The organism is Arthrobacter alpinus (assembly GCF_001445575.1).
GTDB lineage: Bacteria > Actinomycetota > Actinomycetes > Actinomycetales > Micrococcaceae > Specibacter > Specibacter alpinus_C.
The window spans coordinates 754,054-776,812 of sequence record NZ_CP013200.1; the positions used below are offsets into that span (position 1 = coordinate 754,054).

A 22,759-nucleotide genomic window follows, 5' to 3' on the forward strand; every position below is an offset into this window, starting at 1 on the left:
GTAAAAGGAGTGTGGCGAAATGTTTGAGCGATTTACTGATCGAGCCCGACGTGTTGTTGTGCTGGCCCAAGAAGAGGCCCGCATGCTCAACCACAATTACATTGGCACCGAGCACATTCTGCTCGGCCTCATCCATGAGGGTGAGGGTGTTGCCGCCAAGGCCTTGGAGTCCCTGAACATTTCGCTGGACGGTGTCCGTGAACAGGTTCAGGAAATCATTGGTCAGGGACAGCAGGCACCCAGCGGGCACATCCCGTTCACCCCGCGCGCCAAGAAGGTTCTGGAACTTTCGCTGCGTGAGGCCCTGCAGCTCGGCCATAACTACATTGGCACCGAGCACATTCTGCTCGGCCTGATCCGTGAAGGTGAAGGCGTTGCCGCGCAGGTACTGGTGAAGCTTGGTGCTGATCTGGGCCGTGTGCGCCAGCAGGTCAACCAGCTGTTGTCCGGCTACCAGGGCAAGGAACCTGCCGCCAGTGGCGGTGGCCAGCAGCCCGAAGGTACGCCTGCCGGCTCAGTTGTTCTGGACCAGTTTGGCCGGAACCTGACCCAGGCAGCCCGGGAAAACAAGCTTGACCCGGTCATTGGGCGCGAGCATGAGATGGAACGCGTCATGCAAATCCTCTCTCGCCGCACCAAGAACAACCCCGTGCTGATTGGTGAGCCAGGTGTTGGTAAGACTGCCGTTGTTGAAGGTTTGGCTCAGGCCATTGTGCGCGGCGACGTGCCCGAGACCATCAAGGACAAGCAGCTCTACACCCTTGACTTGGGTTCGCTGGTAGCTGGTTCACGCTACCGCGGTGACTTCGAAGAGCGCCTGAAGAAGGTCCTGAAGGAAATTCGCACTCGCGGCGACATCATCCTCTTCATCGACGAAATCCACACCCTTGTGGGTGCAGGTGCCGCTGAGGGTGCCATCGATGCTGCCTCGATCCTCAAGCCCATGTTGGCTCGTGGCGAGCTGCAGACCATCGGTGCCACCACCTTGGATGAGTACCGCAAGCACATTGAGAAGGACGCCGCTCTTGAGCGCCGTTTCCAGCCCATCCAGGTGCCCGAACCCACAGTTCCGCTGACCATTGAGATCCTCAAGGGCCTGCGCGATCGCTACGAGGCACACCACCGTGTCTCGATCACCGACGGCGCCCTGACGGCGGCTGCCACCTTGGCTGACCGCTACATCAGTGACCGTTTCCTGCCGGATAAGGCCATTGACTTGATCGATGAGGCTGGTGCGCGTTTGCGCATCCGTCGCATGACTGCTCCGCCAGAGCTCAAGGCCATGGACGGTGAAATTGCTGCCGTCAAGAAGCGCAAGGAAGACGCCATTGACGCCCAGGACTTTGAGGGTGCCGCGTCGTTGCGCGATGACGAGCAGAAGCTCATCACCGCCCGTGCCGACAAGGAACGCCTGTGGAAGTCCGGAGGCCTCGATGAGATCTCCGAGGTCGACGAGGAACTCATCGCCGAAGTTCTGGCGAACTCCACCGGTATCCCGGTCTTCAAGCTGACAGAGGCCGAGTCCACGCGTCTGCTGAAGATGGAAGACGAGCTGCACAAGCGTGTGGTGGGTCAGAATGAGGCCATCAAGTCCATCTCGCAGGCCATCCGCCGGACCCGTTCGGGTCTGAAGGATCCCAAGCGTCCTGGTGGCTCGTTCATCTTTGCCGGCCCCACAGGTGTTGGTAAGACCGAGCTGGCCAAGGCGCTGGCCGAGTTCCTCTTCGGTGACGAAGACGCACTCATCACGCTCGACATGTCCGAGTACTCCGAGAAGCACACGGTGTCCCGCTTGTTCGGTGCACCTCCCGGATACGTTGGCTACGAAGAGGGTGGGCAGCTGACCGAGAAGGTCCGCCGCCGTCCGTTCTCCGTGGTCCTCTTCGATGAGGTGGAGAAGGCTCACGCCGATCTGTTCAACTCGTTGCTGCAGATTCTGGAAGACGGTCGCCTGACCGACAGCCAGGGCCGCGTGGTGGACTTCAAGAACACCATCATCATCATGACGACCAACCTGGGAACGCGCGATATCTCCAAGTCGATCGCCACCGGTTTCCAGTCCGGCACGGACACCCAGACGGGCTACAACCGGATGAAGGCCCGGGTCTCGGAGGAGCTCAAGCAGCACTTCCGCCCCGAGTTCTTGAACCGTGTGGATGACGTGGTGGTGTTCCCGCAGCTGACCCAGGACGAGATCATCGAGATCGTCGACCTGATGGTTGCACGCTTGGAAGGCCGCCTGGCTGATAAGGGCATGGGCATCGAGCTCACGCCTGCCGCCAAGATCCTGCTCGCCACCAAGGGCTACGATCCCGCCATGGGTGCCCGGCCGCTGCGCCGCACCATCCAGCGCGAGATCGAGGATCACCTCTCCGAGAAGATCCTGTTCGGTGAGCTCAAGGACGGCGACATTGTCACGGTCGGTGTTGAGGGCGAGGGTGACGACGCCAAGTTCACGTTTGTGGGCACGGCCAAGCCGAACATCCCCGAAGCCATCACGGCCTCGGCCTAAGGTTCCTTCGCACTAAAGCACGACGGCGGCACCCTCCCCACACGGGGTGGGTGCCGTTTTGTGTTCCCTCACCCGTCTCACCCGAATTCCCTCCGCCTGCTCGCCCTCCGCGTCGAGGTAGCCGGTAAACGTCGAGAATACGGAGAGGGAACACGACTCTCGGCGTTAACCGGCTACCTCGACGGTCAGGGGCTCGTCCGCAAGCGTCGCGTCACCCGGCACCGGTCGTGAGTCATAGACTAAAACGGTGAGTTCTCAATCTTCTGCCCCCGTCATTGTCCTCCGGCCCGCCCGCACCTCAGATGTGCAGGCGATCAAGAGCCTCGTAGCGCCTTTGGCCGAGCGCCGAATTCTGATCTCAAAAGAGTCGGTGACGTACTTTGAAGCCATCCAGGAGTTTTGGATTGCTGAGGTGGACGGAGAGACTGTTGGTTGTGGTGCTCTCCATGTCATGTGGGAAGACTTGGCCGAGATCCGGACACTGGCCACCGCCGATTCCTGGCGAGGCAAGGGAGTAGGCCGCGCCATCGTCGAGAAGCTGTTGACCAATGGCAGGACCTTGGGCGTCAACCGCGTCTTCTGCCTGACCTTTGAAGTGGACTTCTTTATCCGCAACGGGTTCACCGTCATGGCTGATCAGAGCCCCGTGGACCCGGATGTCTACTCGGAGCTGCTGCGTTCCGCCGATGAAGGCATCGCAGAATTCCTGGATCTGGCACGTGTAAAACCCAACACGTTGGGGAACACCAGGATGATCTGCCAGCTCTGAAGAAAACCGGCTCTGGCCCCGGTCAGCCCGAGGCTGGAAAGGGCCACGAATCGCCCCGGACGTCCCTACCATCTGCCGTTTCGCCCCGGTAGTGTTCACAGTGGGCGGCAGTGAGGCCGGCCCGCCACCAATCGCTGTGATTCGGAGAGTTTCTATCATGAAAAAGCTCATCAATGATCCCAAGACAGTAGTAAATGAATCGGTGGAAGGGTTCGGTCAGGCGCATGCTGATCATGTAACCGTCCACCCCGATCCATTGTTTGTCACGCGCAAGGGCGCACCCCGAGAAGGGAAAGTGGGCCTAGTATCCGGCGGTGGCAGCGGGCATGAGCCGCTGCACGCAGGCTACGTGGGCTTCGGCATGCTCGATGCGGCTGTCCCGGGTGCCATGTTCACCTCGCCCACACCGGATGCGATTATCCCGGCCACCATCGCCGCAAACGCAGGTGCCGGAGTAGTGCACATTGTGAAGAACTACACCGGTGACGTGCTGAACTTTGAGATGGCAGCCGAGATGGCTGAAGCCGAAGGCGTCAGTGTCCGAACCATCCTGGTGAACGACGACGTCGCCGTGGAGGATTCGCTGTACACGGCAGGGCGCCGCGGTGTGGCCGGAACCGTCCTGGTCGAGAAGATCGCCGGCGCTGCTGCCGAGCGCGGGGACAATCTCGACGCCGTCACCGCCATTGGGCAGCGCGTCAACGACAACGTGCGCAGTATGGGCGTGGCCCTGTCCGCCTGCACCGTCCCGCACGCCGGGGTTCCCAGTTTTGACCTTGCCGAGAACGAGATTGAGATTGGCATTGGCATCCACGGCGAGCCCGGACGGCGCCGCATTCCGATGGAAAACGCCGACTCCATCACAGATCACCTGCTGGAACCGATCCTCGCTGACCTCAAGCCGAACGCTGGCGAGAAGGTGCTCTTGTTCGTCAATGGCATGGGCGGCACGCCCACCAGTGAGCTCTACATTGTCTACCGGCACGCAGCCAAGGTGCTCGAAGCAGCAGGACTGGTGGTGGAGCGTTCGCTGGTGGGCAACTACATCACGGCGCTGGAGATGCAGGGCTGCTCCATCTCGGTGCTGCGCCTGGATGATGAAATGACCGAATTATGGGACGCTCCGGTGAATACTCCGGCGCTGCGATGGGGGATGTAAATGAGCCACATACTTGATGCTGCCTGGGCGCAACGCTGGCTGCGACTCTCCGCCGAGGTTATCGCGGAAAACCGAATGGCCCTGATTGAACTCGACCGAGCCATTGGGGACGGTGATCACGGTGAGAACATGGACCGCGGCTTCAGTGCCATCCTTGAGAAGCTCGACGCCGAGCCGCCCGCCACTCCTGGTGCCGCCTTCAAATTGGCGGCCATGACCTTGATGTCGAAGGTGGGCGGGGCTGCGGGGCCACTGTATGGCACGGCGTTCTTACGTGCCGCAACGGCTGTTGGCGATGCCACTGAGCTGGATGTCAACATGCTCGCGGCGGCCCTGACCGCGGCGCGCGACGGTGTTGTTGCCCGCGGCAAGGCCGAGGTAGGGGAGAAAACCATGATTGATGCGTGGACTCCTGCTGTCGAGGCGGCGGTTGCCGCAGCGGCAGCTGGCACGGATCCGGCGGCCGCACTGGACGCTGCCGCCACGGCCGCCGAAGCCGGGGCGCTCTCCACCGATCCGCTCATTGCGCGCAAGGGCAGGGCAAGCTATTTGGGGGAGCGGGCCATTGGGCATCGCGATCCCGGAGCCGCCTCGTCGGCGCTCATTTTGCGTGCCGCCGTCCACGCCGCCGGGGATGGCGCATGAGCGTGGGGCTAGTCATCGTCTCGCACAGCGAAAAGCTGGCGGCTGGCGTGGTTGAACTGGCTTCCCAGATGGCCCCCGACGTGGTCTTGGTTGCCGCAGGAGGGATGGACGACGGCGGCATTGGGACCTCGCTGGAAAAGGTCATGACCGCGATGGGGCTGGCCGATACCGGAGCCGGTGCCGTGGTGCTCACCGACCTTGGCTCGGCTGTCATGACCGCCGAATCCGCCCTGGAATTTTTGGGTAGTCCGGAAACGGTACTGCTGGCCGATGCGCCCCTGGTTGAGGGCGCCATTGCGGCAGCAGTCTCAGCCCAATCGGGCGCCTCGGCCGATGTTGTGTGCAAGGCCGCCGAGACGGCACTTGCCCCCGCGCACGCCACTGGTGCGGTGACCGCCGTCGAGCATCCAGCAGGCGAACCTCAGGCCGACGGGGCCGTGACGGCGCTGCTCACCCTGATCAACCCCATGGGTCTGCACGCTCGCCCGGCCGCTGCTCTGGCCGGGCAGCTGGGGGCCATGGATGTGGACATTGAGGTCAACGGCGTGGACGGGCAGTCGGTAATGATGTTGATGACGCTCGGCGCAGCGCAGGGCACTGAGCTGAACGTTTCGGCCACAGGGCCCGACGCGCAGCGCGCCGTTGACCTGGTGCGCAGCCAAGTGGAAGCCGGGTTCGGCGAGCTCTGACGCTTCCGGTGGGGTCGGCAGGGGACAGTTCCCTCGCGGGCAGTAAGATTTCCTCGCCCGTTCCTCGTTCCTCGGACCGTGCGGGGAAAATCCATCCCCGCTCCGGGAACTGTCCCCTGCCTCTTCCGTGCGCCTCGCCTCGTGCGCCTTCCCGGGCTTTCGCTTTGGTCCTTCGCTTGTGGCCTTCGCTGTCAGCTGGGCAGGTGGTAGCCGGCTTCGGAGAGTTGGGCGAGGCCGTCTACCACCAGGCCAGCGAGGGCGCGCTCCAGCTGAGGTGCGTGGGTGTTCAACTTGTGGAGTTTGCCCAGCTCCAGAGCCACCTCGGCGTGAAGCTGTGCGGCCTCCGCGTCCCACAAGAGGTCTGCATGGATCGGTGAACTGGCCGCCCGCAACACCGCCATCACCGCGCCGCGCACCTGCCTGTCCGTGCCAGCCCAAGGCTGACCCTTGGGGATGTAGGTGGGCTCGGGCTGGCCGGCGGCAATCCAGGCGCACTGCTCCAAGACCGGGCATTGCCCGCACTTGGGGCTGCGGGCTGTGCAGATGACAGCGCCCAGTTCCATCACCGCGGCATTCCACAGGACCGACTCGGCGTCATCCTCGGGCAGCAAATTCGTAGCCAGAGTGGTCTCGGCCGCCGTAAGAGCCGGGGCCGGAAGGGCTTGGCCAATGACGAGCCGGGCATGGACGCGGCGGATGTTGGTGTCCACCACAGTGGTGCGCCGGCCAAAAGCAAACGCGGCAACCGCGGCGGCCGTGTACGTCCCCACACCGGGAAGCGCCAGAAGTTCCGGATAGCTGTCGGGGACGGTGCCGCCGTGCTTCGCAACAATTTCCGCGGCGGCAGCGTGCAAGCGCAAGGCCCGCCGCGGGTAGCCGAGCTTGCCCCAGGCTCGCAGGACATCAGCGGCCGGGGCGCCAGCGAAGTCAGCGGGTGTGGGCCAACGCTCCAGCCATTGCTCCCATACCGGCTGCACCCGGACCACCGGTGTTTGCTGCAGCATGATCTCGCTGACCAGGATTCCCCACGCCGAACAGTTGCGGCGCCACGGCAGGTCCCGGGCACCGTCCTGGAACCAGGTGTTGATGACTTTGTGCAGTTCGGTGGGCGGCACGTTGGGTGAAACTGTGACTGGCATGGATTTCCTTGGAACGGGTGGACGGCTGATATGAGGGGCAGGATGGACGGCGCAGATGGCGGGCGAGCGGGCTTGCATGGCGGTCAGCTTGCCGGTTCACCGTTGCTTAGTAACGGTACCTTCGGTAGCGGCTTGAGTAGCTCGCCCGGGTGGACGCCCAGACCGTGAGCGAGTCTGACGATGATATCCAGGGACGGGTTGGCGTGCCCACATTCGAGTCCGCTGATGTAGGAGCGGTCCATGTTGACGTAAAGGGCAAACTCCGATTGGGTTAGCCGGACTTTTTCCTTTCGAAGCTTGCGGAGATTCTCCCCAAATGCGCGGAAGTCGGGTTGAATATGCACGTTGGGCCCCTCGATTCATGTGGGTTATAGTCCACACCTTGGCTGCCTTGTGATACTACCAGCGGCACTTTGGCCATAAGTCTCCTTCAGGTGATGAGCGTGAGGCGACGCTGAACGTAGAACCTGCAAGTATCGGCAAGGAGTACGGCACCGTTGCCACGAGCAGTATGTTCAGCTTTGGCACCCGGGACCGGAACCCGGTAGTTTGGGTAGTTTGCGCCACCCAATGCCTGACGGCGTGGTTGGTCCGGGTGGGCCAGTTGCTTCGATAGGCTTGAGTTTGTGGGAACTACAGGGAATACCGGTCGTGGCAAGGGGTCTTCTGCTGCGCCCGCTGGCAGGCCTGGCAGCACAGCTAAAGTTTCTGCCAAGGTGTATCGGCGCCGCCGCCTCGTGGCAGTAGTCATGGCACTGCTGGTCATTGGGGCCCTGGTTGCTGGCGGATTCTTTGTAGCGGGCCTGCTCGGAGCCGGATCTCAAGGTGCCGCCCAAGGCGGCACGGTGGCTAATAGCGGCACCGAAAAGGCGAAGTCGGCCGCTAAGGCGGGGACTCCGCCGTCGGCCGTGTGCGACGAGGCCGGGATCAAGGTCAATGCCAGTGTCGATAAACCAAGCTACGCCGCAGACGAAAAGCCTGTCCTGACCCTGCAGGTCACCAATTCCGGCAAGGCTAATTGCGACATCAACGTGGGCACGAGTCAAATGGAATTCGTGATCACCAGTGGTGAGGACATTATTTTCAACTCAAAGTTCTGCCAAGCGAACGCCACGGATCTGGTGAAGAACCTGGCGCCGGGTGAATCAGAAAAAGCCAACATGGTGTGGCAGTTGAACCGCACTGCGCCGGATTGCGCCAAAGTAGTATCCGTGCCGGGACGTGGCGGGGCCACATATGCTCTCGTGGCAACGTTGGGGAAATGGTCCAGCGAGAAAGTTTCCTTCACACTGCAGTAGCGGCGTAAGTGCCAGTGAGCAGTTTCTGCCGGCAGTTTTAGAGGAAGCGGTCCAACAGGCTGGCCTCGGCGATGCGGGAGAGGCCCTCGCGAACATTGCGGGCCCGCAGCTCGCCAATTCCATCCACCATCATGAGCTCGTCAATCGTCGCAGCCATTAAGTTCTGCAAGCCACCAAAGTGGTCAACCAGGCGTCCCGCAATGGCGCGCGGGACTGCTTTGAGGCCCGAGACCAGACGGTAGCCGCGCGGCTGAATGATGCCGTCGAGGGAATCGTTGCCTGATGTCAGACCAACAACGTTGGCTATCAAGCTCAAGTCGATGAGATCGGCCTGGTCAATGTCCTGCAGGGCAGCAACTGCCAGGTCAACGTCGGTGGTCTCCGGATCCGTGTAGTCGCGGATCACCATGTCTGCGCCGGAGCCGCGAGTGGCTGAAAGTTCCTCCAGCTGCAGTGACAACAAGCGCCCATCCACGCCGAGTTCCAGAACGTACTGAGCAATTTCCTCGGAGATGCGGCGCACCATCTCGTGACGCTGCAGGGTGACGGCAACATCGCGGACAGTAACCATGGCTTCGATTTCAAGCGCGGACAAGGAGCTTGTTACCTGGTCCAGCCGCGCCCGGTACCGTTCCAAGGTGGCGAGGGCCTGGTTGGCGCGCGCCAAAACCTTCTCGGAACCTTCAAGGACGTAGCGCAGACCGCCAACGTAGAGGGCAATGATCTGCATGGACTGGCTGACGGAAACCACGGGAACACCCGTCTGGATGGCTACGCGTTCAGCTGTGCGGTGCCGGGTGCCCGATTCCTGAGTTTCAATGCTGGGGTCCGGGACCAGCTGCACAGCCGCCCTCAAAATCTTGGTGGCATCCTTGTCGCAGACAATGGCACCATCCATTTTGGCCAGTTCCCGCAGACTTGTGGAGGCGAAATCGATGCCGATCTCAAAGCCGCCGGAGCACAGGCTTTCAATGGTTTTGTCGGAACCGAGCACAATGAGAGCGCCCGTGCGGCCACGAAGAATACGTTCCAGCCCATCACGCAGCGGCGTTCCCGGCGCGACACGGGCAAGAGTGGCTTTCAAGGCCTCTTCGGGGCTGCGAAGCATGGGCGGTTCCTTCTTTTCAAGCGCGGGAATCCGCACGAGTCACAATGCCCATAATAGTGTGAACGGTAGGCATTTTTCCGCTTCCATGCGACTAGTTGCGCGTATCTTGACCGTTCCGTGTCCTTTGGCCCCGCAATACCCTCTAGAGGTGCAGGAGAAGCTCCGTGGCCTCGGCGATATGCTCAATCTGCTTTACCGTAAAGTCCGGAGGGATCGGCCCTGGACCGGCCGCACTTGCTGGCACCAGAGCGTGGGTATAGCCCAAGCGGCTCGCCTCCTGGATGCGCTGGTTGATGCCTGGTACGGGACGCACCTCGCCTGCCAGCCCCACCTCGCCAAAGGCCACCATCTTGTTGTGGACAATTTTGTTGGTCTTGGCCGACACAATGGACAATGCCACGGCCAGATCCATGGCGGGTTCACTTAGCCTGGCACCGCCCACGGTGGCCACAAAGCTGTCATCGGCATCCAGCCGCAACCCGGCCCGCTGCTGCAGGACAGCCAGCAGCATGCCAACACGGGTGGAATCCAGCCCACTGACGGTGCGCCGGGGCTGGGAACCGAGGGAGGGGGTCAGAAGGGCTTGCACCTCGGCGAGCAGCGGGCGGCGTCCTTCCATAGTGACGGTGATGCAGGTGCCGGAGACGGGGGATGAGATGCGGGAGGTGAAGAGCCCGCTGGGATCGGCCAGCCCTTCAATACCGTTGTCCGTCAGGTCAAAACAACCCACCTCATCGGTTTGCCCGTACCTGTTCTTCACGGCTCGCAGCAGGCGCAGGCGGGAGTGGCGTTCGCCGTCGAACTGGCAGACCACATCCACCAGATGCTCCAGCAGACGGGGCCCGGCAATGGAACCGTCCTTGGTCACATGGCCCACCAGAAGTGTTGTCATGTTCAACCGTTTGGCGGCGGCAATGAGCGATGCCGCCACCTCGCGAACCTGGGACACGCCACCGGCCGCTCCATCGACCATGGCACTACTGAACGTCTGAACCGAGTCCACGATCAGCAAGGCGGGCTGCACTGCCTCAACCTGCCCCAGGGCCGTGCCGAGATCCGTTTCAGCCCCTAGATATAAGGTGTCCGCGACGGCGCCAATGCGTTCGGCGCGCAGCTTTACCTGGGCGGCGGATTCCTCACCTGTCAGGTACAGCACCTTTTGCGGTGCCTGGCCATGGTCATTGCGGGCAAACTTTGCGGCCACGTCCAGCAGCAGCGTGGACTTTCCGACGCCGGGCTCGCCCGCCAACAAGATCACGGCCCCTGGCACCATGCCGCCACCTAAAACGCGGTCAAGCTCTGGCACGCCGGTGAGATTATGAGCGGCCTTGGACGCGTCCACCTCAGAGATTAGCTGGGCAGGGCGCACCACGGTGGTGGCTGCAGTTGTTCGCACCACTACGGTGCCAATTTCCTCCAGGGTGCCCCACGCCTGGCATTCGCCACAGCGGCCCACCCACTTCACGGCCTTCCAGCCACACTCTGTGCAGTGGAAATTCTGCCCTGCGTTTGTCTTTGCGCTCTTTGTTGCCATGGTTCAACCCTAGCCCCGGGTACCGACATCAGAGCGTGGGCGGGGCACCTGGGTGAGGCGTCCGGCGTCGTGCGTCTTAAAAATGGGGCAAAGAGAAAAGGGTTACGCGTCCGGCAGTCTCGTGGGGCTACAGATCTGGGAGCAGTGCTCGGGCCTCGGACGGCTCCACATTAGCCGCCTCGAGCAGGTCCACCATGAGGGTGCGGAACAACAGCACCAGCGTTTCGCCCTCCATGCGCGTGATTTCCAGCGTGGCCGGATGCAGCCGGATGGCAATCTCGGCCAGCGATTCGCGGGTGTGGCTGAGGGAGACGTGGGACTTGCTCCCGGTGACGGCCGCGCCCAGCTCATCGACAGCTGCAGCAGTCCCGGTCAGGACCTCGGCCAAGTTGACCATGCCAGCGTCCGAGAGTGCAGTGTTGTTAATGGCCGAGGCGAGTCGACGGGCCAAGATCCGGCTCGAACGCATAGCGTAATCCACCCTGAGCATGAGCCGGGCCATGCCCGCAACCTCATTCAAATGACGGCGGTACATGGGCGCCAACTTGGCAATTTCCACCGAGCCGCGCAGACCCTGCCGCATTTGATCGATGCGATGCTGCTGGCCACGGGCACGAGCCAATGCATGCCAGGCGGTGGTGGCATCGTTGTAAGACAGGGAGGCGGCGCATTCGCGTAGCACGAGGGACAGCTGATGAAGGACCTCTTTGAGATCGTCTTTGGGTTGCCGGCGAGGATCTTTGGGAATCAAGAACGTTGCGGCTAGGGCGAAGCAACCACCAATAACAGCATCCAGGCTCCGTGTAAACGGGCCGCCCGTCGGAATGGGTAGCAGCACCACGAGCAAGGACTGAAGCGCCAGTTGGGTGGTGAAGATGACGCCGCTGTCCAGAAAGCGGGCTAGCAGGATGGACAGGAAAACCACTAGGGCTGCCTGCCAGATTCCGGAGCCCAGCCAGTGCAACAGCATGTCTCCGACGGCGATTCCAATGGTGCAGCCAATGCCAACTTCGAGAACTCGGCGTACCCGTGGTTCCCGGGTGAAACCCAACGCAACAATGGCGCTGGTGGCTGCGAACAGGGGACCTTGGTGACCCAGCACCAATTCGGCAAAGTAGTAGGCGCCCACAGCGCAAACTGCCATCACTAAGGCATGAAAAACCGAGCTCGCGCTACGTCGCGCACCCTCTTGGGTGCGCTTCTTCAAAAACGAAAATGTGGCGGCGACCCTGGTGGGCTCGGCCGGCGCAAACTCTGGCATGGGAACCAGTCTATGCGCGAAGTCCAGCCTCCCGGCACGCAAGAGCGGCCTCCCCGCACGCAAATGCAGGGAGGCCGCTCCAGGGAATGCGCAGCACGCGCTTCAACAGGGGCTAGTTGAAATCCTCGTTGAATCGGGCCAATATATCCGCGAACTGACGCACCTCGGCAACGTCCCACTGGGAGAGCTTGTCAAAGAGAGCTTGGCGGGAGGTGTCCTGTGTTGACTCATACCGTGCGTGAGCTAGCGGAGTCAGCGCCACAATCATGGCCCTGCCATCTTCGGGGTCAGCCATGCGGGTGATGAGTTCCAGGCCCTCCAACTGCTTGAGCAAGCGGCTCACCACGGCCTTATCAGTATCAAGCTTTTGGGCCAGCTCCAGCTGGTGCATGGATCCGCAACGAGCGAGCAGCATCATTACCGAAAAACTCATCGGCTTCAGATCCGGGTGGATCGTGGCTGCCCTGGTAGCAAGGCTTTTTCTGGCCCGAACCAGCAAGGTGCCAATTTGTTGTTGGGTGTCTCTTACGGCCTCCGCCAAGTCTTCCGCTGGCGGCAGCGCGGGCGCTCCCTCCGCGACTGTCGGATGCGCCGAACCGGACGCACTCGCCGCCGGCAGCCCGGCTGCTTGAATGGGGTTAGTCACTTGCGAACCGAGTGGTTCTCGGTGCCCGGGGCGACGGCGACGGAGGCTTCGCTGACATCGACAAGAACCTGTTCGGCCTCCTGCAACAGTGAGACAGCGTTGGCTGCTTCGACGTCGCTCTTGGCCCGCTCGTCACGGGTCTGGCTGCTCAGTTCCAGGTTTGGCAGGAAGATGATAGCCAAGATGGTGAGAATGCTCAGTGGTGCAGCGATCAAAAATACGTGACCTACAGCATCACCGTAGGCAGATTCGATGATGACGCGCACCGATTCAGGCAAGTTGTGAACGGCCGGGATATTGCCGCTGGCCAAAGACGCGCCAATGTCCTTGCCCTTTTCGCCCAGTGCGCCGATGGCGCCCTGCAACTCCGAAGACTTGCTGGACAACAGATCCGCAACCTTGGTACCCATGAGGGCACCCAGAACCGAAACGCCGATGGTGCCACCCAAGGAACGGAAGAAGGCAACGCCAGAGCTGGCCACACCGATTTCCTTCGGGGTGACGGCATTCTGGACGATCAGCACCAGGTTCTGCATGACCATACCCAGGCCAGCGCCAAGGATAAACATGTAGACGGAAACCAGGACAAAGTTGGTGTCGTAGTGAATGGTGCTCAGGGCAAACAGGCCTACGAGCTGCAGGATTGAACCCGTCACCATGATGGCCTTCCACTTGCCGTGCTTGGAGATCATGGCGCCGGCAATGGTGGAGATGATCAGCAGACCGGCCATCATGGGTATGGTCATCAGGCCCGACTGTGTGGCGTTGGCGCCACGGGCAAGCTGCATGTACTGGGCCAGGAAGACCGAGGTGCCGAACATGGACACACCCACCGAAATGGAGGCGATGACGGACAAGGTGAAGGTCCGGTTCTTGAACATGGTCAGAGGCAGGATCGGCTCGGCGGACTTAAGTTCCACGAAGACAAAGGCGAGCAAAGCTACGACGGCGCCGCCCACCATCAGGATACTGGGCGTGCTAACCCAATCGAACTGGCTTCCTGCCAGCGTTACCCAGATCAGTAGCAGCGAGACGCCGGCCGTCAGGAGGACGATGCCTGCGTAGTCAATGGAGACCTTACGCTTGGGCTGAACCGGCAGACGCAGAGTCTTTTGGATCAAGATGATGGCGATGACGGCGAACGGCAGCGCTACGAAGAAGTTCCAGCGCCAGTTGATGGCGTCTGTGATGAAACCGCCGATCAGCGGGCCACCCACGGTGCCGAGTGCCATGACAGCGCCGAACAAGCCCATGTACTTGCCACGCTCACGCGGGGAGATGATGTCGGCCATGACAATCTGCGTCAAGGCCGTCAATCCGCCGGCACCGAGGCCCTGGAAGACGCGCATGGTGATCAGCATCGAGGTGTCTTGGGAGAAGCCAGCAATGGCTGATGCGATGACGAAGATCAGCAAGGAAAGCTGCAGGAGCAACTTGCGGTTGGTCAAGTCAGCGAGCTTGCCCCAAATGGGGGTGGAGATGGTGGTGGCCAGCAGGGTGGCGGTGACTACCCAGGTGTAGGCAGTCTGGCTGCCATGAAGATCCGAAAGGATGACTGGCAGTGAAGTGGAGACAACAGTTCCGGCGAGGATCGAGACGAACATGCCCATAAGTAGGCCGGTCAGGGACTGCATTACCTGACGGTGTGTCATCCCCGATTCGGACAGCGCGGGGGCTGCCTTTGCGGTGGATATTTTCTGAGACAAAAAGGCTCCATAAAAAGTGAGGAAAATGGTTGATTGATGTCAACTATATATAAGTAGTTGCTGTAGAACAACTACTTTCTAAGTGAGTTACGTCAAGTGAGCCTCTTCTGGCGGGGTGATCATGCCCCAAAAACATGCTGAACGTGACCGGCATCGCACAAGATTCAGAAGAATCCCCGCACCGTTAACCTTCTGTTCACCTAAGCAGGGCCACGGCTTCACCTCGGCCTCCTAATGTCTGAGGAGTAATGAATCGGCAATGCAACCCATCGAAGAGGTAAAAGCGTGAAGTCACTTCACATCGGCCGCGTGGCAGCAGTTCTCACCGTCGGCGTTTTGGCACTTTCAGCCTGCGGCACAGACAACGTTGTGACCCCCGGCAATGGCAGCACCAGCGCTGCAAACACGGGAGCATCCGTCACGGGAACACTCACGGGTACGGGCGCCAGCTCTATCTCCGCAGCCATGGACGCCTGGAAGGCCGGCTTCGAGTCCGCCAACACCGGCGCCAAGATCCAGTACTCACCCGAAGGCTCGGGTGCCGGACGTAAGGCTCTGATCGCCGGCGCCGTGCAGTTCGCAGGCTCTGACGCCTACCTGAAGGACGAAGAACTCGCCTCCGCCAAGGAGAAGTGCGGCCCCGATGGCGCCATCAACGTTCCCTGGTACATCTCCCCGATCGCTGTTGCGTTCAACGTAGAAGGTGTCAAGGACCTCAAGCTCGACGCCGACACCATCGCCAAGATCTTCCGCGGCGACATCAAGAACTGGAACGACGCAGCCATCAAGGCAGCCAACCCGGACGCCAAGCTGCCGGATTTGGCTATCACCCCCGTGCACCGCTCGGACAACTCGGGCACCACCGAGAACTTCACTGACTACTTGGCCGCAGCAGCGTCCACTGTCTGGACCGATAAGAAGTCCGGCGACTGGCCTGCAGCACTGCCGGGCGAAAACGCCAAGGGCACCTCAGGTGTTGTCAAGACTGTCACCGAGACCGCTGGCGCCATCACGTACGCCGATGACTCCGCAGTCACCGACGCCTTGGGCAAGGTAGAGCTGAAGGTTGGCGACGCTTATGTACCGGTCTCCGCAGAAGCTGCCGCTAAGGCTGTTGACGCAGCGAAGGTTGTTGAAGGCCGCTCCGCAAACGATCTCTCCCTGAAGCTGGACCGCACCACCACCGTAGCCGGCGCCTACCCCGCCGTGTTGGTCTCCTACGGCGTGTTCTGCGCTCACTACCCGGATGCCGCAACCACTGATCTGGTCAAGGCGTTTGGCACCTTCGTGCTCAGCGATGACGGACAGAAGCAGGCAGCAGAAGCAGCCAAGAGCGCGCCGCTGTCCGCAGAACTGGCCGCCAAGGCCAAGAAGTCAATCGACTCCATCAGCGTCGCCAAATAAGCGCACGTAAGCGTCAATAGAAAGTACTAGATTGTCCACCACAAAGCTCGTACCTAAAGCGGGAGTTGGGCAGGCCGCGAAGGGTCGCATCGGAGATAGAGTTTTCTCCGGTGCGGCCCTCACCGCCGGCGCGCTCATTGTTGCCGTGCTCTTCGCGGTGGCCCTGTTCTTGATTGTTCAGGCGCTGCCCACATTCAGCGCAGCACCTGCAGACATCACTGGCGGGGAGGGGTTCTTCTCCTACATCTTCCCGATCGTGATTGGCACGCTCATCGCCGCCACGATCGCCCTGCTCATCGCCACCCCCATCGGTGTGGCCGTGGCTCTGTTCATCTCGCACTACGCCCCGCGCAAACTTGCCAAGGGCTTGGGTTACGTGGTGGACCTTCTTGCCGCTATCCCCTCTGTTGTTTACGGTGCTTGGGGTGCGAGCTTCCTGGCTTCCTCACTCAAGGGGCCCTACGCCTGGCTGGCTGAGAACGCCGGCTGGATTCCCATTTTTGCCGGACCCGCATCCGGCACCGGCAAAACCATCCTGACGGCCGGCATTGTCCTGGCCGTCATGGTGTTGCCCATCATTGCCTCATTGACTCGGGAGATTTTCCTGCAGGCACCCATGCTGCACCAAGAAGCGGCGTTGGCATTGGGCGCCACCCGGTGGGAAATGATCCGCATGGCCGTTCTACCCTTCGCCCGTGGCGGCATTATCAGCGCCGTCATGCTGGGCCTTGGCCGTGCCCTCGGTGAGACCATGGCAGTGGCACTCGTCCTCTCCTCCGGACCGTTGATCGCTTCATTGATCCGCTCCGGCAACCAAACCATTGCCGCCGAAATTGCTCTCGACTTCCCTGAGGCATTCGGATTGCGCATGCATGAACTGATCGCTGCCGGCCTCGTGTTGTTCTTCATCACGCTGCTGGTCAACATGGTGGCCCGCTGGATCATCAACCGCCACAAAGAATTCTCGGGAGCCAACTGATGGCCACGCTCATGACCGAACGGAAGCGCTCCGCCTTAACCCGCGGCCGCTTGCCTCGCTACACCCCGTATGTGATTGCTGCTGCGGCCATTGTTATTGCCGCAGCGCTCATGTCCCTGATCGGCTTCAACGTCTTCGGCTGGGCAGTGCTCTCGGCAGTGCTGTTCGCAGCCGGAAACGTCATCAGTGCCGCCGTCGTGGAAGGCCGTCGCAAGGCCACCGACAAGTTCGCCACCTCACTGGTTGTTGGCGCTTTCCTCATCGCGTTGTTGCCTCTGGTCTCGGTCATCTGGACGGTGCTGGTCAACGGCGTTCCCGGACTGCTGAACCCCGGCTTCCTCACCAGCTCAATGAATGGTGTGACGGGCGCCGTCGACAATGCATCGGTCAAAGACGGAACCCCCGTCATGGGCGGTGTTTACCACGCACTGGTAGGTTCAGTCCTGATCACGCTCTGGGCCACCCTCATCTCGGTGCCGGTGGGTCTGCTCACCGCCATTTACCTGGTGGAGTACAGCGCCGACAACAGGTTCTCGAAGGTCATCACCTTCCTCGTGGATGTTATGACTGGCATCCCCTCGATTGTGGCCGGCCTCTTCGCCGCAGCTTTCTTCGCCATGATCCTGGGCCCCGGAACCAAGACCGGGTTCGTGGCCGCCGTGGCGCTGTCCGTGCTCATGATCCCCGTGGTGGTCCGCTCCAGCGAGGAAATGCTCAAGATTGTTCCCAACGAGCTGCGCGAAGCCGCCTACGCACTGGGTGTCCGCAAGTGGCGCACCATCGTCAAGGTAGTCATTCCGACCGCGATCTCCGGTATTGCATCCGGGGTCACCTTGGCCATTGCCCGCGTCATTGGCGAAACGGCGCCGCTGCTGGTCACCGCAGGGTTTGCCAGCAGTATTAACATGAACGTATTCGCCGGGTGGATGTCCTCCCTGCCCACGTTCATCTACACGCAGATCATGACGCCCACCTCGCCGTCGAACGCTGATCCGTCCACTCAGCGTGCTTGGGCCGCAGCTCTTCTGCTGATCATCCTCGTCATGCTTCTCAACCTCGGTGCCCGCCTGGTCGCTAGCCTCTTTGCGCCGAAGACCGGCCGCTAAATTCTTCTGAACGGAAACCCCACCATGTCAAAACGCATTGACGTTAGTGATTTGAACGTTTACTACGGCGACTTCCGTGCCGTGGAGGACGTCAACATCACCATTGAAGCCAAATCCGTCACGGCCTTCATTGGTCCGTCCGGCTGTGGCAAGTCCACCTTCCTGCGGACCCTGAACCGCATGCACGAGGTCATCCCCGGCGCCCGCGTTGAGGGCAAGGTGCTGCTCGACGGCGACAACCTTTACGCCGACGGCGTGGACCCGGTAACTGTGCGCAGCCAGATCGGCATGGTTTTTCAGCGCCCCAACCCGTTCCCCACCATGAGCATCCGAGACAATGTGCTGGCCGGCGTCAAACTCAACAGCCGCCGCATGCCTAAGTCCGACGCCGAGGCCCTCGTCGAGAAGTCGCTGCGCGGCGCCAACCTCTGGAACGAGGTCAAGGACCGCCTCGAGAAGCCCGGATCCGGCCTTTCCGGTGGCCAGCAGCAGCGTCTGTGCATCGCGCGCGCCATTGCCGTGTCTCCTGATGTGATCCTCATGGATGAGCCTTGCTCCGCCCTGGACCCCATCTCCACACTCGCCATTGAGGACCTCATCAACGAGCTCAAGGACGAATACACGGTAGTCATCGTGACGCACAACATGCAGCAGGCAGCCCGCGTCTCTGACAAGACCGCGTTCTTCAACATTGCCGGCACCGGCAAGCCCGGCAAGCTCATCGAGTTCGCCGAGACGGCCACCATCTTCAACAACCCGTCCGAGAAGTCCACGGAAGATTACGTCTCCGGCCGCTTCGGATAGCCCCAGACTCTCCCCATTCTCGTGCCTCGATTGGGGCCCCTCGAGGCTGTGGGCCCACCCAGTCTCCGCCATTCTCGTGCCTCGATTGGGGCCCCTCGAGGCTGTGGGACCGCCCAATCTCCGCCATTCTCGTGCCTCGATTGGGGCCCCTCGAGGCTGTGGGCCCACACAGTCTCCGGGGCGATTTTCCTGAAACCTGGCGAGCGTGGGTCCATCACATCTGACAGGACAGCATTTCTCGCTCTGCCACGTACGACGGCGACACTCACCTCAGTGGTGAGGGTCGCCGTCGTACTTTGTTAAGGGAGAATCAAGCGGCTGTCGCCGCCAGGTTGCCCGTATGCGCCGGACTCAACTGTGGATTCGGCGCACGCTGAAAGTCTTGTTCCCTTATGCGTTGGACTCGGAGTGAGTTCGGCGCAGAGTGCGTTGTGCGCCGAATACAGCGGGAGTTCAGCGCATAAGGGTCGTGGTTCGCAGGAGCTGCCCCGGCGGTTAGGCCAGAGGGGAGAGGGCGAGGAAGAACAGCGCACCCAGAGCCACGCAGGCAAGCGGTGTAAGGATCCAGGTGCCCGCGATCTTGGCCAACACCTTGCCATTGGTGGCGGCAAAGCGTTGGTTCGCGCCGGCCCCGACAACGGCAGCGGTGATGGCGTGCGTGGTGGACAGCGGCATGTGCAGGACAATCGCACCTATGAAGAGCAGCGCGGCACCGAGCATCTGGGCGACGGAGCCGCGGAGGGGATCTACCCGCACCAGACGGTGGCCCAGGGTGTAGGAGATCCGCCAGCCACCAAACGCAGTGCCCAGTGCCAGCAGCACCGCCGTGAAAATGGGGACCCATAGGGGCAGTTCGCCAGCACCAATGGAACCGGCGGCCAACAGGGCAAGCAGCAAAACCGCCGTCGTGCGCTGACCATCTTGGAGGCCGTGGCCAAAAGCGACCACGGCGCCGGCTACGGACTGCATCTGCCGGGCCCTACGGTTGACCCTGTGTGGGGCAGTATTCCGAGCCGCCCACGTAGCTGGGTAGACGGCAACGAATCCCAGCACAAATGCCACCACCGGGGAAATGAGCAGGGGTAGCAGGACAAGCGACCACATGGTGATGTTGATGCTTTCCAATGTCTGGTGGCCCATGATGGCTGAACCCATGGACGCGCCGACAAGGGAGCTGATCAGCGCTTGTGTTGACGACGACGGGAAGCCGCGCCACCACATGTAGATACCCCATAAACAGGCGGAGATGACGGCGGCCAGCAGCAAGATCAGTCCCATCTGGCCGGTAGGGAAGTTCATGAAGAGCTTGTCCGCAAAAATCGCCACAAATGCCACGCTGAGTAGCGCGCCGAGGCAGTTGAACAGGCTGGCCAGCAGCACCGCAATACTGGGTGTCAGGGCCCGGGTCCGCACTGAGAGTGCGACGGCGGCGGAGGCATCGCGGAAGCCGTTCAGGAACGCGAAAACTGCGGCCGTGACGATCACGGCACCAAGCAGGAACGCTACCAAGTCAAGATTCCTTGACGATGATGCTGCCCACCTGCGTGGCCACCGTGCGCATCTGACGGCTGGCTGCTGCGAATTGGTCTGACAGGCTGCGGTACTTGGTAAACGTTGTGGCGCTGTGGGACTCCAGCAACTCTGCGACAACGACCCTGTGGGTGTGTTGGGCCCGCTTGGCTAGACGCAGGACTTCTAGCCAGTAGTCCTCGAGTCCGTCCAGGTCATTGAGCGACTTCATGGCTGAGGCGGTCAGCTCTGCTTGGCGGGCAAGGATTTCCAGCTGATCGCTGATGCGGGTGGGGGTCCGGTCAAGGACGTAGAGCTCAATCAGTTCACCTGCACCTGTGAGGATTTCGCTGGTTTCATTCAGCAGCTGGCCCAGCGTGTACAGGTCTTCGCGGGGGAGCGGATTGATGAAGCTGGTGCGCATGTTGGTCAGGAGTGTGGCGAAGTCTGCGGTTGATTCCGCTTCTTGCTTGCGCAGCGATTGGGTCAGAGGGGTGAATCCGGTCCGGCCGGCGCCCAATAGCTCAGCCAGTGTCTGTGTGCCAGCCAAAATATGGTCTGACATGCGGGCCAATGCCTGCAGCCCTGCAGTCTCTTGGGGGAAAAGTCGCAACTTCACGGCGAGACCTTTGCTTAGCGGATTCCTTCGAAAAACCGGGGATATTCAGGGCAGAAAAGTGGTGTCGAACCGGGAGCGCCTCTCGGCACTGGGCCGCTCTAGGCGGCTATAAAATGGAGCCCGGGGGTTCCACGGTTCGACACCGCTTTCAGTCTTCTACGTCCGGCCCCGCCTGTCAACTGGACGCGGATTTGGGTGGGCTCTCAATCGAGTTCGCCGTTCCGCCAAGATTTAGCGGCGCCCTCGAGATCCTCTGCTGTACGCACCAGTTGGTGGGCTTTTTTGGTCAGGGCCGAAGCATGCTCACCGTGGGCAGCCTCACGTTCGGTGGCGATGGTGGCCTGCCCCAATGCCACCACGCGGCAAAACGCGGCTGAACGGTCCAGCGCCATGTCAAAGTCGCCGTCAAAGGCGCCGGAAAGTATGGCGTTGGCCATGACTGTGATTTCTTCGGCTCCAGGTGGCTCTGCAACACCGGCCACGGCATTGGCAGCTTGCGCCCGTTGCTGCCCGGCCCGGAAGAACACGCTGATGCCTTCTGGATCCTGCAACGTTGCTGCACGCAGGGCGTAGAGGCGCCAGAGGGCGCCGGGGAGGGAACGCGCAGGGCTAGCTGCCCACAGTTCCGCGATGGCTTCGAGCCCCTGCTTATCCGCCAGCTTCACGAGCCGTTTAGTCACGTCTGGATCGTTGCTCTCCCGGCCACCATGGACCAAGGCTCGGGCAGCAAGGTGGGCGGCCTCGGAAACGCGGGCCGGGTCGATGCCACCGGCGTAGTTCTCAAAGTCTGCAGGGGAGAACGGCACCGGCTTGTGCGGGCGAGGGGCTTGGGAGGCTGGTCGATCATTCATGACACGACACTACTCCTGCCCGCCGGGCCGGGTCGAGAAGCAGGCCATTACACTGGCGAATCTGTGGCTGGCGGTCATCGCCGCACTAAATGTTCGGGGTGCAAGCTGTGGCGTAATTGCATTCTGACGCATGGGGTGCGGTAGTCTGATATGCGTCAACTTTTGCAGAGGTGGTTTCATCGCTGTGCAAGTTGTCCACAGGTCGGGCCTTTAGCTCAGTTGGTAGAGCATCGGACTTTTAATCCGTGGGTCGCGGGTTCGAGCCCCGCAGGGCCCACCGACTTGAAAAATGCTGTTGTTTGACGGATTCGACATGGTTTGAACTATGTCATTTCCGTCAAACAGCAGCATTTTTTGTTTGCCGCCGCTAGTAGCCTCGAGAAGAGTCCTCGAGTGTGCCGGCCGAGTGGAGAGCGGCAACGAACTCTTCCGATGTGGTGGGCTTGGAAAACATGGGGTAATCAAACTTCACCGCAGACTCGCCCTCCTCGACGCTGGTGGCAGCCACGGCGTCGGTCAAGGTCACCACGTTGTAACCACGTTCGTACGCGGTGCGCATGGTGGATTCCACACAGCAGTTGGTCAGGAATCCTGCCAACGCCACGGTCTTAATGCCCTTGGCTCGCAGGATGAAATCGAGGTTGGTGCTGCCAAACGCGTCCAGGCCGCGCTTGCCTTCAATAACAATGTCGGATTCCTCTGGGGCAAACCTGTCCATAATTTCAGCGCCCCAAGCCCCTTTTACAAACGCCGTGGAGTCAACCACGCCCTTGAGAATGCCGTAAGGATGCTTGGAGATCTCGTTGTAACCAGGCGCAAAGCTGATGGGGGAGTGGATCACAGTGGCGCCGGCTGCCCGTGCTGCGGCAAGTACTTTCGCGGCATTATCCAAGGTGGCGTTGGCTTCCATGGAGTCCTTGACCGCACCGTGCAAAACACCTCCCTCAGAGGTGAAATCGTTCTGGAATTCAATGAAGACTACGGCTGTTGAATCGGTGTCCACGGGGCTACTCCTTGGATG

General features: G+C 61.3%; 21 protein-coding genes and 1 tRNA gene. 11 read left to right on the forward strand and 11 right to left on the reverse strand.

The features are described 5' to 3' along the window. Positions 1–19 precede the first annotated feature (19 nt). The 5 genes from AS189_RS03225 (at position 20) to dhaM (ending at position 5,774) form a co-directional block, all read left to right on the forward strand. A complete protein-coding gene (locus tag AS189_RS03225; RefSeq protein ID WP_062286313.1) occupies positions 20–2,512 on the forward strand; it encodes an ATP-dependent Clp protease ATP-binding subunit in 2,493 nt (830 codons plus the stop codon). Positions 2,513–2,759: 247 nt separating this feature from the next. After that, positions 2,760–3,281 (forward strand): amino-acid N-acetyltransferase, encoded by a 522-nt coding sequence (locus AS189_RS03230; RefSeq protein ID WP_237759959.1) that lies wholly within the window; start codon positions 2,760–2,762, stop codon positions 3,279–3,281. A gap of 157 nt (positions 3,282–3,438) precedes the next feature. Beyond that, on the forward strand, positions 3,439–4,440 hold the full coding sequence (dhaK, locus tag AS189_RS03235; protein ID WP_062286314.1) for a dihydroxyacetone kinase subunit DhaK: 1,002 nt from the start codon (positions 3,439–3,441) through the stop codon (positions 4,438–4,440). Beyond that, complete coding sequence (dhaL, locus tag AS189_RS03240) at positions 4,441–5,085, forward strand: dihydroxyacetone kinase subunit DhaL (protein WP_062286315.1); 645 nt, start codon at positions 4,441–4,443, stop codon at positions 5,083–5,085. Further along, positions 5,082–5,774 carry a dihydroxyacetone kinase phosphoryl donor subunit DhaM gene (dhaM, locus tag AS189_RS03245; protein WP_062286316.1) on the forward strand — a complete coding sequence of 231 codons (693 nt, stop codon included), beginning with the start codon at positions 5,082–5,084 and terminating at the stop codon, positions 5,772–5,774. Before dhaL ends, dhaM begins: the two co-directional genes overlap by 4 nt. A 191-nt stretch (positions 5,775–5,965) precedes the next feature. On the opposite strand, the gene AS189_RS03250 is transcribed toward dhaM, so the two are convergent. Both AS189_RS03250 and AS189_RS03255 read right to left on the reverse strand, forming a co-directional pair. Continuing rightward, positions 5,966–6,913, reverse strand: coding sequence for an A/G-specific adenine glycosylase (locus tag AS189_RS03250; protein WP_062286317.1), 948 nt, complete (start codon positions 6,911–6,913; stop codon positions 5,966–5,968). 83 nt (positions 6,914–6,996) lie between these two features. Continuing rightward, positions 6,997–7,257 carry a helix-turn-helix domain-containing protein gene (locus AS189_RS03255; protein WP_129587135.1) on the reverse strand — a complete coding sequence of 87 codons (261 nt, stop codon included), beginning with the start codon at positions 7,255–7,257 and terminating at the stop codon, positions 6,997–6,999. A gap of 282 nt (positions 7,258–7,539) precedes the next feature. Here AS189_RS03255 and AS189_RS03260 point away from each other — a divergent pair, with 282 nt between their 5' ends. Next, complete coding sequence (locus tag AS189_RS03260; protein WP_082634018.1) at positions 7,540–8,211, forward strand: hypothetical protein; 672 nt, start codon at positions 7,540–7,542, stop codon at positions 8,209–8,211. A 37-nt stretch (positions 8,212–8,248) separates the two neighbouring features. Here the strand turns inward: AS189_RS03260 and disA are convergent, their stop codons facing one another. The 5 genes from disA to AS189_RS03285 form a co-directional block, all read right to left on the reverse strand. Beyond that, on the reverse strand, positions 8,249–9,319 hold the full coding sequence (gene disA, locus AS189_RS03265) for a DNA integrity scanning diadenylate cyclase DisA (RefSeq protein WP_062286319.1): 1,071 nt from the start codon (positions 9,317–9,319) through the stop codon (positions 8,249–8,251). A gap of 142 nt (positions 9,320–9,461) precedes the next feature. After that, complete coding sequence (gene radA / locus AS189_RS03270) at positions 9,462–10,853, reverse strand: DNA repair protein RadA (RefSeq protein ID WP_062286320.1); 1,392 nt, start codon at positions 10,851–10,853, stop codon at positions 9,462–9,464. Positions 10,854–10,980: 127 nt separating this feature from the next. Next, a complete protein-coding gene (locus AS189_RS03275; RefSeq protein ID WP_062286321.1) occupies positions 10,981–12,114 on the reverse strand; it encodes an FUSC family protein in 1,134 nt (377 codons plus the stop codon). 112 nt (positions 12,115–12,226) lie between these two features. Next, on the reverse strand, positions 12,227–12,760 hold the full coding sequence (locus tag AS189_RS19235) for a MarR family winged helix-turn-helix transcriptional regulator (protein ID WP_082634020.1): 534 nt from the start codon (positions 12,758–12,760) through the stop codon (positions 12,227–12,229). After that, positions 12,757–14,412: an MDR family MFS transporter gene (locus AS189_RS03285; protein WP_062292854.1), complete on the reverse strand. Its 1,656-nt coding sequence runs from the start codon at positions 14,410–14,412 to the stop codon at positions 12,757–12,759. Before AS189_RS03285 ends, AS189_RS19235 begins: the two co-directional genes overlap by 4 nt. 339 nt (positions 14,413–14,751) lie before the next feature. Between AS189_RS03285 and pstS the strand changes: the two genes are divergently transcribed. The 4 genes from pstS to pstB are packed head-to-tail and all read left to right on the forward strand — an operon-like array spanning position 14,752 to position 18,759. Further along, complete coding sequence (pstS, locus tag AS189_RS03290) at positions 14,752–15,870, forward strand: phosphate ABC transporter substrate-binding protein PstS (protein ID WP_062286323.1); 1,119 nt, start codon at positions 14,752–14,754, stop codon at positions 15,868–15,870. 31 nt (positions 15,871–15,901) lie between these two features. Continuing rightward, positions 15,902–16,849: a phosphate ABC transporter permease subunit PstC gene (pstC, locus tag AS189_RS03295; protein WP_062286324.1), complete on the forward strand. Its 948-nt coding sequence runs from the start codon at positions 15,902–15,904 to the stop codon at positions 16,847–16,849. 11 nt (positions 16,850–16,860) lie between these two features. After that, a complete protein-coding gene (gene pstA, locus AS189_RS03300) occupies positions 16,861–17,955 on the forward strand; it encodes a phosphate ABC transporter permease PstA (RefSeq protein WP_424581125.1) in 1,095 nt (364 codons plus the stop codon). Between the two features lie 24 nt (positions 17,956–17,979). Further along, a complete protein-coding gene (pstB, locus tag AS189_RS03305; protein WP_062286326.1) occupies positions 17,980–18,759 on the forward strand; it encodes a phosphate ABC transporter ATP-binding protein PstB in 780 nt (259 codons plus the stop codon). A gap of 495 nt (positions 18,760–19,254) precedes the next feature. Here the strand turns inward: pstB and AS189_RS03310 are convergent, their stop codons facing one another. The 3 genes from AS189_RS03310 to AS189_RS03320 form a co-directional block, all read right to left on the reverse strand. Then, entirely contained in the window at positions 19,255–20,268 is a 1,014-nt protein-coding gene (locus tag AS189_RS03310) for an inorganic phosphate transporter (RefSeq protein WP_062286327.1), read from the reverse strand. Between the two features lies 1 nt (position 20,269). Continuing rightward, complete coding sequence (locus tag AS189_RS03315; RefSeq protein WP_062286328.1) at positions 20,270–20,887, reverse strand: DUF47 domain-containing protein; 618 nt, start codon at positions 20,885–20,887, stop codon at positions 20,270–20,272. A gap of 203 nt (positions 20,888–21,090) precedes the next feature. Continuing rightward, positions 21,091–21,738, reverse strand: coding sequence for a hypothetical protein (locus AS189_RS03320; RefSeq protein WP_062286329.1), 648 nt, complete (start codon positions 21,736–21,738; stop codon positions 21,091–21,093). Between the two features lie 204 nt (positions 21,739–21,942). On the opposite strand from AS189_RS03320, the gene AS189_RS03325 reads away from it, so the two are divergent. After that, positions 21,943–22,015, forward strand: a tRNA-Lys gene (locus AS189_RS03325). 90 nt (positions 22,016–22,105) lie between these two features. Here the strand turns inward: AS189_RS03325 and AS189_RS03330 are convergent. Continuing rightward, complete coding sequence (locus AS189_RS03330) at positions 22,106–22,741, reverse strand: cysteine hydrolase (RefSeq protein WP_062286330.1); 636 nt, start codon at positions 22,739–22,741, stop codon at positions 22,106–22,108. Positions 22,742–22,759 lie beyond the last annotated feature (18 nt).

What these genes read in the sequence shown, in the direction of transcription:
- AS189_RS03225 (WP_062286313.1), top strand. Translation starts at nt 20, where the DNA reads ATGTTTGAGCGATTTACTGATCGAGCCCGACGTGTTGTTGTGCTGGCC.
- dhaK (WP_062286314.1), top strand. Translation starts at nt 3,439, where the DNA reads ATGAAAAAGCTCATCAATGATCCCAAGACAGTAGTAAATGAATCGGTG.
- dhaL (WP_062286315.1), top strand. Translation starts at nt 4,441, where the DNA reads ATGAGCCACATACTTGATGCTGCCTGGGCGCAACGCTGGCTGCGACTC.
- dhaM (WP_062286316.1), top strand. Translation starts at nt 5,082, where the DNA reads ATGAGCGTGGGGCTAGTCATCGTCTCGCACAGCGAAAAGCTGGCGGCT.
- AS189_RS03250 (WP_062286317.1), bottom strand. Translation starts at nt 6,913, where the DNA reads ATGCCAGTCACAGTTTCACCCAACGTGCCGCCCACCGAACTGCACAAA.
- disA (WP_062286319.1), bottom strand. Translation starts at nt 9,319, where the DNA reads ATGCTTCGCAGCCCCGAAGAGGCCTTGAAAGCCACTCTTGCCCGTGTC.
- radA (WP_062286320.1), bottom strand. Translation starts at nt 10,853, where the DNA reads ATGGCAACAAAGAGCGCAAAGACAAACGCAGGGCAGAATTTCCACTGC.
- AS189_RS03275 (WP_062286321.1), bottom strand. Translation starts at nt 12,114, where the DNA reads ATGCCAGAGTTTGCGCCGGCCGAGCCCACCAGGGTCGCCGCCACATTT.
- AS189_RS03285 (WP_062292854.1), bottom strand. Translation starts at nt 14,412, where the DNA reads ATGACACACCGTCAGGTAATGCAGTCCCTGACCGGCCTACTTATGGGC.
- pstA (WP_424581125.1), top strand. Translation starts at nt 16,861, where the DNA reads ATGACCGAACGGAAGCGCTCCGCCTTAACCCGCGGCCGCTTGCCTCGC.
- pstB (WP_062286326.1), top strand. Translation starts at nt 17,980, where the DNA reads ATGTCAAAACGCATTGACGTTAGTGATTTGAACGTTTACTACGGCGAC.
- AS189_RS03320 (WP_062286329.1), bottom strand. Translation starts at nt 21,738, where the DNA reads ATGAATGATCGACCAGCCTCCCAAGCCCCTCGCCCGCACAAGCCGGTG.